This is a genomic window from Streptomyces sp. NPDC058092 (assembly GCF_042884935.1).
Taxonomy (GTDB): Bacteria; Actinomycetota; Actinomycetes; order Streptomycetales; family Streptomycetaceae; genus Streptomyces.
Genome location: NZ_JBHVSY010000016.1, coordinates 139,490 through 154,059, shown reverse-complemented (window position 1 = coordinate 154,059; position 14,570 = coordinate 139,490). Strand labels below are relative to the sequence as shown.

11 protein-coding genes and 3 pseudogenes are annotated in these 14,570 nt (G+C 67.9%); 5 read left to right on the top strand and 9 right to left on the bottom strand.

Features of this window, described 5'->3' with window-relative positions:
• Positions 1-22 precede the first annotated feature (22 nt).
• Both ACFVV1_RS25455 and ACFVV1_RS25450 read left to right on the top strand, forming a co-directional pair.
• Positions 23-268, top strand: a pseudogene (locus ACFVV1_RS25455) (transposase); the annotation flags it as partial.
• A 169-nt stretch (positions 269-437) separates the two neighbouring features.
• Entirely contained in the window at positions 438-806 is a 369-nt protein-coding gene (locus ACFVV1_RS25450; RefSeq protein ID WP_359117993.1) for a VOC family protein, read from the top strand.
• Positions 807-853: 47 nt separating this feature from the next.
• On the opposite strand, the gene ACFVV1_RS25445 is transcribed toward ACFVV1_RS25450, so the two are convergent.
• Together ACFVV1_RS25445 and ACFVV1_RS25440 are read right to left on the bottom strand one after the other, a co-directional pair.
• Complete coding sequence (locus ACFVV1_RS25445; protein ID WP_389993319.1) at positions 854-1,693, bottom strand: transposase family protein; 840 nt, start codon at positions 1,691-1,693, stop codon at positions 854-856.
• Between the two features lie 58 nt (positions 1,694-1,751).
• Entirely contained in the window at positions 1,752-2,207 is a 456-nt protein-coding gene (locus ACFVV1_RS25440) for a hypothetical protein (RefSeq protein ID WP_389993316.1), read from the bottom strand.
• A 281-nt stretch (positions 2,208-2,488) separates the two neighbouring features.
• On the opposite strand from ACFVV1_RS25440, the gene ACFVV1_RS25435 reads away from it, so the two are divergent.
• On the top strand, positions 2,489-3,142 hold the full coding sequence (locus ACFVV1_RS25435; protein ID WP_389993313.1) for a tyrosine-type recombinase/integrase: 654 nt from the start codon (positions 2,489-2,491) through the stop codon (positions 3,140-3,142).
• Between the two features lie 50 nt (positions 3,143-3,192).
• On the opposite strand, the pseudogene ACFVV1_RS25430 reads toward ACFVV1_RS25435, so the two are convergent.
• Positions 3,193-3,702: pseudogene (locus ACFVV1_RS25430) on the bottom strand (transposase); the annotation flags it as partial.
• Positions 3,703-4,345: 643 nt separating this feature from the next.
• Between ACFVV1_RS25430 and ACFVV1_RS25425 the strand changes: the two are divergent.
• Together ACFVV1_RS25425 and ACFVV1_RS25420 are read left to right on the top strand one after the other, a co-directional pair.
• A complete protein-coding gene (locus ACFVV1_RS25425; RefSeq protein ID WP_389993310.1) occupies positions 4,346-4,951 on the top strand; it encodes a DinB family protein in 606 nt (201 codons plus the stop codon).
• A gap of 18 nt (positions 4,952-4,969) precedes the next feature.
• A pseudogene (locus ACFVV1_RS25420) lies at positions 4,970-5,628 on the top strand (IS5 family transposase); the annotation flags it as partial.
• A gap of 168 nt (positions 5,629-5,796) precedes the next feature.
• Here the strand turns inward: ACFVV1_RS25420 and ACFVV1_RS25415 are convergent.
• From ACFVV1_RS25415 to ACFVV1_RS25390, 6 genes are all read right to left on the bottom strand, one after another.
• A complete protein-coding gene (locus ACFVV1_RS25415; protein ID WP_389993308.1) occupies positions 5,797-6,663 on the bottom strand; it encodes an NAD-dependent epimerase/dehydratase family protein in 867 nt (288 codons plus the stop codon).
• 26 nt (positions 6,664-6,689) lie between these two features.
• Positions 6,690-8,912: an FAD-dependent oxidoreductase gene (locus ACFVV1_RS25410; protein WP_389993305.1), complete on the bottom strand. Its 2,223-nt coding sequence runs from the start codon at positions 8,910-8,912 to the stop codon at positions 6,690-6,692.
• 12 nt (positions 8,913-8,924) lie between these two features.
• A complete protein-coding gene (locus tag ACFVV1_RS25405) occupies positions 8,925-11,216 on the bottom strand; it encodes a hypothetical protein (RefSeq protein WP_389993303.1) in 2,292 nt (763 codons plus the stop codon).
• A gap of 104 nt (positions 11,217-11,320) precedes the next feature.
• Complete coding sequence (locus ACFVV1_RS25400; RefSeq protein WP_389993300.1) at positions 11,321-12,199, bottom strand: carbohydrate ABC transporter permease; 879 nt, start codon at positions 12,197-12,199, stop codon at positions 11,321-11,323.
• Positions 12,196-13,146 (bottom strand): carbohydrate ABC transporter permease, encoded by a 951-nt coding sequence (locus ACFVV1_RS25395; RefSeq protein ID WP_389993297.1) that lies wholly within the window; start codon positions 13,144-13,146, stop codon positions 12,196-12,198. Before ACFVV1_RS25395 ends, ACFVV1_RS25400 begins: the two co-directional genes overlap by 4 nt.
• 7 nt (positions 13,147-13,153) lie before the next feature.
• Positions 13,154-14,494 (bottom strand): ABC transporter substrate-binding protein, encoded by a 1,341-nt coding sequence (locus ACFVV1_RS25390; RefSeq protein WP_389993294.1) that lies wholly within the window; start codon positions 14,492-14,494, stop codon positions 13,154-13,156.
• Positions 14,495-14,570 lie beyond the last annotated feature (76 nt).

The window sequence follows — 14,570 nt, the reverse complement described above, 5'->3', positions numbered from 1 at the left end:
CGGAGGGCCCGACGCCCAGGACGGGGACCCGGAGGTCCTGGTTGTGCTGGTCGCTGGATACGACGCCCCGCGCATCGCCCATCTGCCGGCGGGGCTGCCCGTCGAGATTCTCGGCCGACTCCGGCCCGACCGCGTGATGCGGCGGCCGACACCGCCGCGGGTCTACGACCCCAAGGGCGGCCGACCGCCCGAGCGTGGCGGCGAGTTCATCTTCGGTGACCTCGGCACCTGGGGAGCCGAGCAGGCCGCGACCACAATGAAGCTCCGCCATCTTGAAGTGGCTGGTCAGCGGGGTGGCGTGACCTGGTTTCGGGGTGCTCGTGCTGGTCGTGGGCGGCAGTCTGTGTTGTAGATCGTCCGGCGGGGTGGTTTTGCCGATGAGTTCACCGTCCTCAAACGGTCTACCCAGCGACACGACCGTTCTCGACAGGAGTGCCATGTCCACCATCCAGCCAGTGATCGTGACTGCCGACCAGGACGTTCTGCTCGGCTTCTATACGAAATTGTTCGGCGCTGAGGAGATCTTCCGGGTACCGGCGGAAGGCCCGGCCTTCTACCTCGGCTTGCGCATCGGCGACACCGACCTCGGGCTGGTGGCCAAGGAGAACCCGGGGACTGGGGCGGCGTCGCGGATCCTGCTCAGCATCGGTGTCGACGACGTCGACGAGACGCTCGGCCGGGTGGCGGCGCTGGGCGGCTCGGTCCGCAGCGGCCCCAACGACATGCCGTGGGGACAGCGCGTCGCCCACATCCAGGACCCCGACGGCAACCCGGTGAACCTCACTCAGCCGATCCCGGCCCGGTGACGCTGTTCCGGGGGCATGTGCTGATCGTGGGCTACCTGCGGTAGAGATCAATTGTCGGTAGTGGCCTCGATGTTCGTCAGGACGAGCAGCGCGCGAAACAGGTGGGTGGCGCGGGCGGGGTCCGTACGGAGTTTGGTGAGGATCCGCCAGTTCTTCAGGTGGGCAAAGCCACGTTCGACGGGGACGCGTCCGGCGGCCAGGACCCGGTTGGCCTCCTTCTCGGCGGATGAGAGCCTGCGGGCGCGGGTGGCCTTGAAGCCGGTGACGACCACGGGATCGTCCCCGTCGTCGTCCAGGCCGAGGAAGCCCAGGTCGGCCAGGGCGCCGAGGCCGGCAGCACGCAGGTGGGCCAGGATGTGGTCGCGGCGGGCGGCGGTGATGTCGTGGGTGCGGCCGGGCCGGGCGGCCGATATCCAGATCATCCGGCCTCGCTCGTCGGTCAGGGCGAGGACGTGCAGGCCGTGGCGGTGGTGTTTGCCGGAGTAGTTCGGGCGGTTCGCCTTGCCGGTGCGGCGCTGGGTGGGGATGAGGGTGCCGTCGATCAGGACGACCTCCCCGCCCTGCTTGGCGATCTTCTTCAGGGCGCGGTCCAGCCGCGGGGCCTTCGCGGCCAGCAGGGCGATCAGCTCGTCCCGCCAGCGGCGCACGGTGGTGGCGGAGATGTCGTTGCCGCCGGCCATGTCGGCCAGGCGCTGGTCGTGCCGCAGCACGGCCAGGACGATCACCGCGATCCTCCCGGGCGGCAGCGCCCGCCACCTGGAGCGTATGGCCTTCAGGTGGCGTCGCAGCAGGTCGGCGAGGTAGTTCAGGATGTGCGTGGACAGCGGCAGGCGGCACTGGTAGACCAGGGACTCGGTGTCCCCGGCGTGCTCTTTGGCTTTCGTCACACAATTCCAACAGCCGCCGAGGGCACCTTGGTTACGCCCCGATCGCCGTGCGGACCGGTCACGGGCGGGCAGTGAACTTCCCGTCGGGCCGCTTGTGCAGCCAGCCGCGGTCGGCCAGCTTCGTGAGCTTCCCGCGCAACGGCTCCAGCTTGCCCCGTACGCCCACCTCCAAGCCCAGCACCTCGCCGATCTGCCGGGTGGCGACCGGACCGGCGGCCTGCCGCACGGCGGTCAGGATGCGCTGGTACTCCGCCGGCAGCACGGACTCGGCCACCCCCGGACCACGGTCCGGGACCAGCCGCACCGCCCGACCCGCCACCTGAACCACCGGCGACCCGGCCTCTGCGCGCTCGTCGGCGAGCTGCTCGCTCATCCGCTGCCACACCCGCTCGGCCACGGCGAGCTCGTCCCGCTCAGCCCGCACCTCCGATAGCTGCTTGACCAGCTGCTCTTCGAGTCCGTCCAACTCCGCACGCCGCGCGGCGATCCGCTCCAGCACCTCGGGATCCATCATGCGCCGGAGCGTAGGAACGGCACCCGCGACGACGGACGGGAATCCACAAACCCACCCCCGCCGGACGATCTACACCCCAGACTGCCGCCCACGACCAGCACGAGCATCCCGAACCGGCATCACACCAGCACCCTGACCAGCCACTTCGAGATGGCGCAGCTTCTATGAGTGGCCCGGGGAGTGCGAGGCTCGTTTCGGCACCCACCCGGTGCAGGTGGGTCCATGAGTGGAACACCGTTGCCCATCTGGCTGACTACGAGGGGCGGCCGGAACGTCGTCCGATGACGCGGGATGAGATCCAGTGCTTCCTGGATCATGCCGATGAGCAGGTCGATCGGGCGGTGCGGATGGGCCGTAAGGGGGCGCTGGCGGCGTATCGAGACGCGACCGTTTTCAAGGCCATCTACGGGTGGGGGCTGCGCTGCAACGAGGCGTCGAGGCCTGACACTTGCGATTTCTATCGGAGTCCGAAGGCGCCGGAGCTGGGCCGATTCGGCAAGCTTCAGGTCCGCTACGGCAAGGCGAGCCGGGGATCTCCTCCTCGCCGTCGGACAGTGCTGAGCGTCATGCCCTGGGCGGTGGAGGCGGTGGAGGACTACGTGGTCAACATCCGTCCGCGGTACCGAACCAGCTCCGGTCCGGCGTTGTGGCTGACCGAACGTGGCGGTCGGCTCATGCCGCGGGAGATCGAGGACCGTTTCGCCCAGTACCGGGACGAGCTGGGGCTGGAGAAGGCTCTCACTCCGCACTGCCTGCGGCATTCTCACGTTACGCACCAGATCGAGGACGGTGCGGATCCGCTGTTCGTGCAGCAGCAGGTTGGGCACCGGTTCGCGTCAACCACGGACATTTACACGGGAGTCAGCGGAGATTTCATGGACACGATGATGCGCAAGGCTCTTGACCGGGCGTATGCCGCGGACCAGGAGCTGTGATGACCGCCAAGCTCGACTACCAGTGGTACCTGCGCACGATCACGGCGAGCCGGGGCATGTTCTCCACCACTGGTCTGCGGCCCTTGCTGGCCGATTAACGTGCCCTCGACCAGCGGAAGTTCGCCCTCGTGGTCGAGCCATGAGGAACGGTGAGTGAGCCGGGGATGGACCCGGTCCCATGCCTGAGTTTCGGCCTTGCCGTATTGCTCGTGTCGGTGACCGTGGTGATCGCGGGCTCGGGCCAGGTCTCCGGTTTGTGAAGCGGAACTCCGGGCCGTGCTTGGGCGGCCGGCCGTTGGCACCGTGCATCCTGGGTGGTTTCGGCAGACGCATGACGCGGTCGGACCGGACACGGCCGACCAGCTCGACGGGCAGGTCACGCAGGACCCACGCCAGGCGAGTGACGTCGTAGCCGGCTCGCTGACGATCACGATATTTGGGTCCCCGGCCTGCCACTGGTCCGCGGTGATGAGCCGCTCCACGACACCCCGCAGCTGGGCGGCGGTGACCGCGGTCGCGTCGTCCACCGGTCCCAGCCGCACCGCATCCAGGATCGCGGTCCGGCGAATCCCCATGCGAGCGAATCCGTTCGAGACGCCATTCGAGACCGTGGCACCATGTACCGCATGACGACGAACCGAAAGGTCCATGCCGCGTAGACGGCCAGGACAGATCCGTGCCGGCGCCCCTGGCAGCCATCGAACAACGGGTGCAAGGCTAGTCATCGACGGCCTGTCTTCGCGTGCACTGTCCGAGATCATCCGTCTCGAGCACACTCGCAACTATCTGCAGCCAGGCGACGTCAGCGCGGCTATGGGCCTCTGGAAGGACTACGTCCACCAGCCCGAGCGTGATCTGTGGCACAACGACGAGTGGGGCAACGTGCACTGGTACTGCTGTGGCAACCCTCTCGAAGCCCGAGCCCTCCTCGACACCGCGATGCAGGCCATATCGCCGCGAAGTGCTCGCGAACTTCGAAAGAATGTCAGCCGGTCAGACGCCGTCTGGAACCTTCCGTCCCCGCCCTACGACGCGGACGGAAGATAAAGAACAAGCTAAGAGATTGTCTCACGTGGCAAGTTTCGCGAGCTTCTTGTAGCAGGTCAGGGCGGCGGCCATGGCCAGGCCCTCGGCTCTGCCAGTCGTTGCGGACCACGTACGGGATCTTGAGACCACGAGCAGCCCATGGCAGGCTCATGCCGCATGATCGATGAATTCGCGAAAGACAACCTGCACGGGAGACTGCGGCGGGACCGCAAGGCGCTGCTCTGGAAACTCGACGGCTTGTCCGAATACGACGCCCGCCGACCTTTGACAGCGACCGGGACCAACCTCCTCGGCCTGGTCAAACACGTGGCCAGCGTCGAGGCCAGGTACTTCGGCGAGGTCTTCGACCGCCCTTCCCCGGAACCGCTGCCCCGGTGGCAGGACTCCAACGGCAGCGATCTGTGGGCGACCGAGGACGAGACCCGCGATCAGATCATCGGGTTCTACCGGCGCACGTGGGAACACTCGGACGCGACGATCAACGAGCTTCCCCTCGACGCCCCCGGCCACGTGCCGTGGTGGCCGGAGCCTTATGCCGACACGAACCTGTTCGCCATCATGGTCCATGTCCTCGGCGAGTCCATCCGGCATGCCGGGCACGCCGATATCCTGCGCGAGGGCCTCGACGGCCGGACCGGGTTGCGCGCCGAACACGAGAAGCAGATCGACGAGCAAGCCCGTGCAGCCTACTGCGCGAAGATCGAGCAGGCTGCCAGGTCGGCAGCACCAATCAAGGCTAAGACGTCGATTCCTATGGCGTGATCGCTCGTTGAACCGTGCATGAAGGATCTGGTTGAGCCGTTGGCGCCGGATGAGTTGTGGGTTCAGTTCCGGCGGGTGGTGCCGCCCACTGAAGTGAAGCGTCCGCAGGGCGGGGGCCGACGTCGGGCCGGTGACCGTGAGGCTCTGGCTGCGGTCATCTTCGTGGCTACCTCGGGTTGTACGTGGCGGCAGCTCCCGCCGGTGTTCGGCCCGGCCTGGCAGACCGTCTACCGCAGGTTCGCCCAGTGGAGCCGGGACCGGGTCTGGGCCCGGCTCCACCGTGTCGTCCTGGACGAACTCGGTGCCCGCGGCGAGCTGGACCGGTCGCGGTGCGCAATTGAATCCGTCAGCGTTCGGGCGGAAAAAGGGGGTTGCTGACGGGACCGAATCCGACCGACCGTGGCAAGTTGGGATCGAAGATCCACCTCGTCACCGACCGGAACGGACTGCCGCTGGGTATCTCCGGTGCCAACATGCACGATAGTCAGGGCCTGGAACCACTCGTGCGCGGGATCCCGCCCGTCCGCTCCCGTCGCGGACCCCGCCGCAGGCGACCGGCCAAGCTGCACGCGGACAAGGGCTACGACTACGACCACCTGCGCCGATGGCTCCGCAAACGCGGCATCCGCCACCGGATCGCCCGCAAGGGCATCGAGCACAGCCGGCCGACCTCACGGGTCGCGTCGATGACAGAGGCGGCCGACCTCACTGGCCGCGCGCCGTTCACCTTCGCCCGGCCGACGACGATTTGGTGGAGTCGTCGCGGATGTCATTCGGTACGTCACTCGGACTCGGGAAACGTCCTGTTCTCTCCCATCTGTGATGGCTCGGCGGCCGTCGTGATCTCAACTCGGCGGAACCGCCCCGTGACCGAGGAGATTCTGTGCCGTGAACCCCAGCAGCCTGCGCGCGGCCGAGGTGTCGACCGGCGCCGCGCGACCCGGCAGCGGGCGCCGCAGCACGGTGGTGGGGTGATAGCGGCGCAGCAGTTCCTCCGTCGGGTACGGCACGATGATCTCGGGGGCGCAGAGGTGTACCGCGTGCGCCGCACGGCCGGGTACGTCCAAGGCCAGCAGCGCGGCCCGCGCCGCGTCATGGACCTCGAGGTACGTCCACAGGTCCCTTGCCCCCGCGGCCGGGTCGGCCGTGAGCCGGGCGGCGTGGGCGTGCAGCCGTTCCTCGAATCCGCCCACGTACGGATAGCGCAGGCACACCACGCTCATCCCGTGCCGCCGCGCCATCATCTGCGCTGTCAGCTCGTCGACCTGTTTGGACAGGCCGTAAGGGTCGGCAACCTGGGAGGCCATCGCCTCATCGACCGGTGCGTACGGCGGATGCGGATCCTCGACGTCCGTCCAGGGCAGGCCCGTGACACCCCAGGAGCTTGCCACCGCCGCATGCCGGATCCCGGCCCGGCCGGCCTCCTCCAGGACGGTGAAGGTGGAGAGGCTGTTGCCCGCGAAGACCTCAAATGCGGTGTTGCGCGCCGGAGTCGGGATCGCCGCCAGGTGGATGACCGCGTCAGCGCCTTCCAGAGCCGCCCGCACGGTCTTCGCGTCGGCCGCGTCACCGGTCACGACCAGGCGCGCCGCGAGATCACCGGGATCATCGAGGACCAAGGCGTTCGCCTCGATCCCGCGCTCGGCGAGCAGCGTGAGGACCGCTCGCCCGATCCGCCCGGCGGCCCCGGTTACCATCGCTCTTCCGACCATCCAGTCACTCTCCTGCGTCGGTGCTTCTACTCGTAGGCGCGCACGGCGACGACGTGCGCCGACGCCGCACCGTTGGTGGCTTCGACGACGACCCGGATCGCCGATGTGGTGACCGGCTCCGTCGGCGTGTGCGTCTCGCGTCGCCGCCGATTCTGCGCCGCACGGGCGATGACGCGCCAGGCGCCGTCAGTATCCAGTGCCTCGACGCGGTAGTCGCGAAGGAGGGTGGGGAGGGTGTCGAAGGGCGTGCGGTGGTGGTGCAGGTTGATCAGGTCCTCGTTGACGTCGTCGTCGGCGATGACCTCGATCCGGCCCAGAGCGACCGGTTCGGGCCAGGCCAACTCGAGCCAGGGGGAAGGGACGTCCGTCAGTGGTGCGGAGACCCACATGTGCGGTCCCGCGTACGGGCGGGCATAGCCGTCGGTGGCCTTGGCGGGGGAGTAGGCCGCGGTCTCTCCCGTACGGAGGCAGAAGGTGCGGCGCAGCAGACCCATGTCCGTCCACTCGCGCAGCGGCTGCGGCGATTCGTCCGACGGGCGCAGCGGGACGCGCGTGAAGCACAGGACGCCGGGGGTCGGGCGGTCGGAGCGGTGCAGAGCGAGGGCGTCGTTGGCGCGGACTACCAGGAAGGCGTTGCGCGGGGTTTCGGGAGACCAGTCCAGGCCCGTCTTGAGCCACTGCCGGGCACCGGCGGCGACGGGCAGGGTGGTGGAGGTGACGAGGCGGCGCGGGACGTAGTTCTGGCCGAGTTCGGGGTCGTACAGATCGATCACGATCTCGGTGTCGCGGTCGGCGTCGACGAGCAGTTCCACCCCGGAGAGGTCCGGGTCCGCGGGGAGGACGAGTCCGGCGTCCGCCGCGAGCGGCCATAGCTCGTCGGAGTCCTCGACTGCCAGGCTGCTCAAGGTGGATGAGGCGGTTGCCCTCGCCCGCAGGGCCAGGTCCTCCGGGTCCGTCGAGGCGAGGCCGATGAGCGAGGCATCCTGGCGCAGCAGCGCCCGGTGCAGCTCAGGTACGGGGAGTTCGCGCGGGGTGACACCTCCGGTGGCGCAGAGCGCCGCCGCCGTGCCGGCCGCCTGGCCGATCGTGGCGCAGGTCGCCATGACGCGGGTCGAGCCGAAGGCGACATGGCTGGCGGAGATGTTGCGCCCGGCGAAGAGCAGATTCTCGGTGTTCACCGAGTAGAGGCTGCGGTACGGAATGTGGTAAATGCCGTCCGCGTAGAGCTGTCTGGCCCCTGCCCCGGTGGCGTACATGCCCTGCGGCGGATGCAGGTCGATCGACCAGCCGCCGAAAGCGACCCGGTCGGCGAACTCGGTCTGGCCGAGGATGTCGCCCTGGTGCAGGACGTAGTCGCCGAGGAAGCGCCGGTACTCCCGTTTACCGGGGACCGAGCCCACCCACTCCAGGGTCATGTTCGCCGCGTCGAACTCGCCGGAGTTCTTGATGTGGTCCCAGATGCCGTGGATCACCGACCACAGCTCGTCGCGGATGCGTTCGTTGTCGTGGACGGTGTCGAGCTCGCCGCCGAACTCGATCCACCAGTACGCGCAGCCGTTGTCGCCCGCCTTGATGATGCGGCGCTGCGGAATGGAGGTCCGGGTGATGTCCTTGGCGAAGTTCGGCGGCACGAATTTGACCGGGTGACCGGCATCCTTCGTATAGAAGAGGAGAGTTGAGCCCAGAGTGATGTCGTCGGCCGTCTCCGGAGCCCATGCCTCGTCGTACTCGGCGCGCGATTCCCGGCCGATGCGGTGGTGGGCGCCCGCCAGGTGGCCGATCAGGCCGTCCCCCGTGCAGTCGAGGAAGTGCGAGCTCTCGAAACGTATCCGCCGCTCCGAGCCCATCATCCAGCCGGTGACCGAGGTGATCCGCCGGGCCTCGTCCGGACCTTCGGCGTCGACCTCGCGCACGTCGGTGTTGAGGTAGAGCGTGATGCCGGGCTCGGCGCGCACGGCGTCCAGGACCACGGCATCCCAGTAATAGGGGTTCCCGTCCGGGTTGCGGAACTGGTTCTCCACGAGCAACTCGCCCATGATGCCGCCCTCACGGGCATGGTGATTCTTGCCGTGGCCGGTCGCGCCGCACACCCAGACCCGGACCTCGCTGCTCGCGTTGCCGCCGAGCACCGGCCTGTTGTTGATCAGAGCGACGCTCCGGCCGAGCCGGGCCGCGGCGATCGCCGCGCAGACCCCGGCCAGGCCGCCGCCGACGACGGTGATGTCGTGCCGTGCGGTTTCATTCCTCATGTCGTACGTCACTTACTTCCAGTCGGGATTGGCGGCGAGACCGTAGTAGACGCGCGGGGCGCCGTCGATGGTGAGGGCGATCTTGCCGCCGGAGGCTTTCAGAGAGCGTTTCTGGCCGATGCAGTTCAGCTCCCGCACCCTGCCGTTGACCGTCCCCGAGTGGGCGACGACCGTGGTCCTGGTCGTCCAGGTGTCGATCCATGGCTCTGGCGATGCGTACCAAGGATCCTCGCTGTGCTCGGAGTTGAGTATGTAGCCGTCCTTGCGGCTCCAGATGATCGACACCGGTCCGCCGGGAGTGGTGAAGAGGAGCCCCTTGATGTCCTGGTCCGCGAAGGCGAGATGCCGGACGAACTCGGCCTCGTCCAGGACCCGGGCGGCGGTCGCGAAGGCGAGGAGGGAGGGCTTGGCGCTGGTGTCGCGGTTCATCAGGCCGTAGTGGTACTCGGGGTTGGCCGGGTCGGCCTCCTGGGGGTGGTGGATCGTCGAGTCGTGCAGCTGGTACCAGTTGACGGCGCGTACCTTCTCGGACTTGGCGAGAGCGAGCGTGAGCAGCGTGTTCTCGGCAGCGTGCCGGTAGGTGTCGCTCCACCACGCGTTGGGCCGGGTCGGGGCGTACGCCTCGGTGAGCCACAGCTCCTTGTCGCCGCCGTACTCCTCCAGGACCTGGTTCGCCTTGCGCAGTGCGCCGAGGAAGTTCCAGTACGAGCCGGACGACCCCTGCGTCCACTCCTCGGGCGGCGGCGCGAAGTCGGGCGTGAAGTTGCCGCGACCGGGGTGGAAGGCGAAGGCGTCGATGAGGTCCCAGCCGCCCGCGTCATGGAAGTTTTTGGTCCATACATAGTCCATGCCGCCGAGGCCGGCGTTCATGACCTTCATCCGCGAGCCCGCCGCGTCGAGGCGCGTGGTGACCTGGCGCAGACCGTCCCGGACGTAGGCGTCGGCGCCGCGGCCCGACATCCAGGGCTGGTTGACCTCGTTGCTCACCTCGAAGTACGCGGCCTCGGCGTCCAGTGCCTTGGCGACATTCGTGTCGGCCCAGGCCGCGATCTGCTCCGGACTACCGCCCACGGGGATGCCGCTCAGCTCCACGTTGTGCCCGATGCCGTTCGCGTCCAGAGTCGCGGTGTCGATGCCCGGGGCGCCTGCGTAGGCGATGCGGATCCACTTGATGCCGAGCGTCCTGACCAGCCCGAGTACTGCGTCCTTGCCGGGCTTCAGCAGCCAGGGGTAGTTGGCGAGGCCGAACATCGACTCCTTGCCCGCCTTGTACGCGAACTCCGGGAGCACGCTCAGATTCGTGCGGGCCAGCGCCTTGTCATGGCCGCTGACCGCCTCCACCTCGGTGAACACGATGTTCTGCGAGGGCGAGGTCAGGGGAAAGGAGGCGTTCCAGGCGGCGCCCGCCGCGAGGCTCCTGCAGAGCGTTCCACCGGCGATCTTCTTGCCGCCGAAGTCCCGCGCCCACCAGGTGAGCGTCACCGTCCTGGCCTCGGCGGAGCCGTTGACGACCTGCGCCTTGAGCGTCATCGTCTGCCCGGCCGCCTTGTAGAGGTTGAACGGCTGGTCGGTCCACACCTCCACGCCGAGGGGCCTCTTGGCAGCGAGCGCTCCCGCCCCGCGCGGCCGCAGATCGCCGAGGACCAGATCGGCCTCGGTGACCGCGGTGCTCGCGCCGGTCGAGGTGCCGGGGGAATGGACCCATGTGGCGTTCGTGCTCGCCGGGTTGGTGGACGAGAGGCAGAAGAAGCCCTTCGATCCCGCCCACGTCTCCACGTACGCGCCGCCCGCGTTCACCTCGTACGGAATGCCGCCTCGGGCGTCCCGCTCCCAGACGGTCAGCGCTTCGTACGACTCCGCCGCGGTCGCTTCGTACACCGTGCGGGAGAACATGAAGCCGGCCGGTGTGAGCGTGCTGGAGCCGCTGACCTCCCACTTCATGTGTGCCTTGTGAGGGGTGACGTCGAAGGTGCCGCGCGCCGTGACTCCGGACGCGCCGCTCGCCATCGTGTACGTGACCTGAATCGCGGGCCGCCCGTCGGGGAGCGTGATCCGGGCGGGCGTACCGCCGAAGGTGCGCTGCTGGCCGAGCGCGGTGTCCTTGATCATGAAGTGGTTGAGCAGGATGCGGTCGGCGCCCGCACCGTCCTGCACGAGGACGCTGCCGTCGCTACGGCCGACCAGGGTGATGCCGTCGGCCTCGATGGTGACCGGGTCCGCGGCGTACGCGGGAACGGTCGGCAGCAGTGCGGCGCCGGTGGCGACGGCCGTGCCCTGGATGAATCTGCGGCGGGCGACTGACATGGAGGTGCCCTTCTCTTGGTCGGGGTGTTCCGGATGCTCCGAAGGCTCCGAAGCGGAAGGTGTGGTGGGGGAGTCGATGGCTCGGCCGTTGGCTCCGGTGGAACTCAGCCCTTGACTCCGGTGAAGCCGAGCCCGGCGACGATGTACTTCTGGCAGACGACGAAGACGAGCACCGGCGGAGCGACGGCGAGCACCATCGCGGCGATCAGCTGGTCCTGCGGAGCCTGCGTGGCGAGCTGGGCGAGAGCGACGCTGATCGGCTGCTTCTCGGGGTCGGTGATGGCCACCAGCGGCCAGATGAAGTCCTTCCAGGAGTGCATCACCGCGAGCAGACTGATCACGGCGAGCACCGGCTTGCTCATGGGCAGCACGATCTTGGTGAGCAGTTGCCAGGTACTCGCCCCGTCGACCCGCGCCGCGTCGAACAGCTCCTTCGGCAGGGCGTCGAAGAACTGCTTGGCGAGTAGCACCGTGAAGGCGTTCGTGCCGGCCGGCAGCCAGATCGCCCAGTAGGTGTCGCCCAGGTTGAGATGGAGGAACGGCACATCGATCACGGTCATGAAGAGGCTGACCATGTTCACCGTGTACGGCACGAACATCGTGGCGAGGATCGCCCCGTAGACGGCCTTGCCGAACTTCGGCCTGAGCACCGATAGGGCGAAGCCCGCCGTGGCCGAGACGAAGAGCTGCACGAACCACGATCCGCCGACCACCAGGAAGGTGTTCATCAGATAGCGGCCGACACTCAGATCGGTGTACGCCGCCGAGAAGTTGCCCAGGGCCGGCCGGTCCGGCCAGAGGGCCAGGGGCTGAGTGGTGAGCTCGGTGGGCGTCGAGACCGCGCCCTTGACCATCCAGTACAGCGGTCCGATGCCGATGAGCAGCAGCAGGATCAGGGTGAACACCTGGATGGAGCGCACTGCGGCGCGTACGCCGGGGCGTTGACGGTCGTTGGTGGAGACGAAGGTGGTGAGCGTGGTCATGACGTGCTCCAGCTGCGGGTGGCCCGCAGATACACCGCGGAGAGCAGGGCGAGGGCGAGCACCATCAGGAAGGAGAGTGCGGCGGCCTGGCCGTACTCGCCGTCCTGGAAGGCGTACCGGAAGATCAGCAGCAGGACCGTGAGAGTGGAGTTCTCGGGTCCGCCGCCGGTGAAGACGTACGGCTCGGTGAAGACCTGCACTGTGTTGATCAGCTGGACGAGCAGCAAAAGTCCGATGACAGACCGGAGTTGGGGCAGCATCACATGCCAGATCCGCCGCCAGATCCCGGCGCCGTCCACTTCGGCGGCCTCATAGAGTTCGCCGGGGATGCCGACCATCGCCGCGAGGTAGATCAGGACCGCGCCGCCCATGCCCGCCCAGGTGGCCTCCAGGACCAGCGAGAGCATGGCGCTGTCGGAGGACTCCAGCCACGAGTACGGGCCGAGCCCGACCTTGCCGAGGACGTTGTTGAAGAGCCCGCTCCCGGGATCGTAGAACCACTTCCAGAGCAGGATCGCCACCACTGGCGGGATGACCACCGGCAGATACACCAGGAAGCGGTAGACGCCCGCGCCGCGCCGCACCGTCGACATGATCGCGGCCAGGATCAGCGGCGCCGGGAAGCCGATCAGCAGGCCGAGGACCACGAAGAACAGGGTGTTCCCGACGGCGGTGCCGAGCAGCGGATCGTCGAACAGCGTACGGAAGTTGTCCAGGCCGACCCAGACCGCGGGCTCGACGAGGTTGGTCTTCTGGAAGCTGAGCAACAGGCTGCGCACGATCGGCCACCAGGCAAAGAGCCCGAAGACCAGCAGCGCGGGGACGAGGAACAGCCAGGCCGTGAACTGTTTGCGGGAGCCGGTGCCACGCCGCCGCTGCGGCAGGGTTCGCGGCACGGGCTCCTTGGCCACAGCGGCCGGGCGCCGGGACGGAGTGAGCAGGGCCATGGGCCGGCTACTTCTGGTCCGCGGCGAGCTTGGCATTGACGTCCTTCTCGGCCGAGGCCAGCAGGGAGTCGATGTCGGCGTCGCGCTTGGTGAGCACAGCCTGGACCACCGGGTCGAGCACGGTGTACAGCTTCTGCGCCTGGTACGGCGGCTCCGGCTTCAGTTTCAGCGTGGAGAGACCGTCGATGTACGGCTTGAAGTTCTGCAGCTTCACATTGACGTACGGCTTGATCGCTGCGTCGATCTCGGTCTGCCGCTTTTTGTCGAAGACCGGAAGCGTCGGAACGCCCACCGCGGACTTCGGGTCGGCAGAGAGCGCCTTGGCCTGCTCGGCGGCGATGTCGGTGCTGTACTGCGGCTTGGCGTAGGCGAAGGTCAGCCACTCGACGGCCGCTGCCGCATGCTTCGTGTCGGCGGACTTCGGGACCATGTAGATGTCGCCGCCGGTGAGTGTCGCATCGCCGCCGGACTGCGGCATCGGGGCCACTCCGAAGGCGTCGGTGTTCTCCATGCCGAACTGCATCTTCGCCAGTCGGTACGTCCCCGGGCTGCCCATGAACATGCCGACCTGCCCGGCCGCGAACTGCTTGATCACGTCGTTCTGATTGTTGAGCAGGGTTTTGCCGAGCGAATCGTCCTTCCAGCGCATGTCCTTGAGCAGCCGCAACCCCTTCTTCGTCGGCTCCCCGGTGAGCGTGGCGGCGTACTTGCCACCCTGCTCCTTCTCCAGCTCGCCACCGAAGGCGTACGACAGCATCGTCAGCTGCCAGCCGCCCTGGTTGTCCTTGGACTCGTGGACGAAGCCCGCCTTGCCGGTACTGTCGCTGATCCTCTTGGCGGCTGTGCGGACTTCCGCCCAGGTGGTCGGCGGTCTGTCCGGGTCGAGGCCGGCCTTCTCGAAGAGCTCGCGGTTGTAGACCAGGCCCTGGGCGTACGGATTCTGCGGTACGCCGTACACGTCGCCGGCGCTGTCGGTGAGCGGCTGGAGGACCTGAGGGTTGAACTCCTTGAAGTGCTTCCACTCCTTGAGCTGCCCGGTGATCGGCTGCACCTGCTTCTGCTGGATGAGCCGCTGCGGCTCGGTCAGCGGCACCTTGATGACGTCCTCGACATTGCCGCCGGACAGCTTCGCGGAGAAGGTCAGCGGGTCGAAGACCGTGGTCGAACCCTTGACTTTGATGCCCGGGTTGGCCTTTTCGAAGTCGGCCACCTGCTTCTTGAACAGGGCGACCCCCGGCTTGTCGGTGGCCGGCGGCATGCCCTGCACCCGCAGCACGAGATCGCCGTCCCCGCCGGCACTGCTCGGGGTGAGGGAGGAACAGCCCGCGAGGGTCGCGGTCAGCGCCATGCAGCCAAGTATGGCCGCGCAGCGGGAGTTTCTGGGCATAACGGCTCCAAGAAGGGCAGGAGTGGGCTCGGTGCGG

Excerpts from the sequence above, each read along its gene's own strand:
- ACFVV1_RS25450 (WP_359117993.1), top strand. The coding sequence starts at position 438 with ATGTCCACCATCCAGCCAGTGATCGTGACTGCCGACCAGGACGTTCTG.
- ACFVV1_RS25440 (WP_389993316.1), bottom strand. The coding sequence starts at position 2,207 with ATGATGGATCCCGAGGTGCTGGAGCGGATCGCCGCGCGGCGTGCGGAG.
- ACFVV1_RS25435 (WP_389993313.1), top strand. The coding sequence starts at position 2,489 with ATGACGCGGGATGAGATCCAGTGCTTCCTGGATCATGCCGATGAGCAG.
- ACFVV1_RS25425 (WP_389993310.1), top strand. The coding sequence starts at position 4,346 with ATGATCGATGAATTCGCGAAAGACAACCTGCACGGGAGACTGCGGCGG.
- ACFVV1_RS25415 (WP_389993308.1), bottom strand. The coding sequence starts at position 6,663 with ATGGTCGGAAGAGCGATGGTAACCGGGGCCGCCGGGCGGATCGGGCGA.
- ACFVV1_RS25410 (WP_389993305.1), bottom strand. The coding sequence starts at position 8,912 with ATGAGGAATGAAACCGCACGGCACGACATCACCGTCGTCGGCGGCGGC.
- ACFVV1_RS25405 (WP_389993303.1), bottom strand. The coding sequence starts at position 11,216 with ATGTCAGTCGCCCGCCGCAGATTCATCCAGGGCACGGCCGTCGCCACC.
- ACFVV1_RS25400 (WP_389993300.1), bottom strand. The coding sequence starts at position 12,199 with ATGACCACGCTCACCACCTTCGTCTCCACCAACGACCGTCAACGCCCC.
- ACFVV1_RS25395 (WP_389993297.1), bottom strand. The coding sequence starts at position 13,146 with ATGGCCCTGCTCACTCCGTCCCGGCGCCCGGCCGCTGTGGCCAAGGAG.
- ACFVV1_RS25390 (WP_389993294.1), bottom strand. The coding sequence starts at position 14,494 with ATGGCGCTGACCGCGACCCTCGCGGGCTGTTCCTCCCTCACCCCGAGC.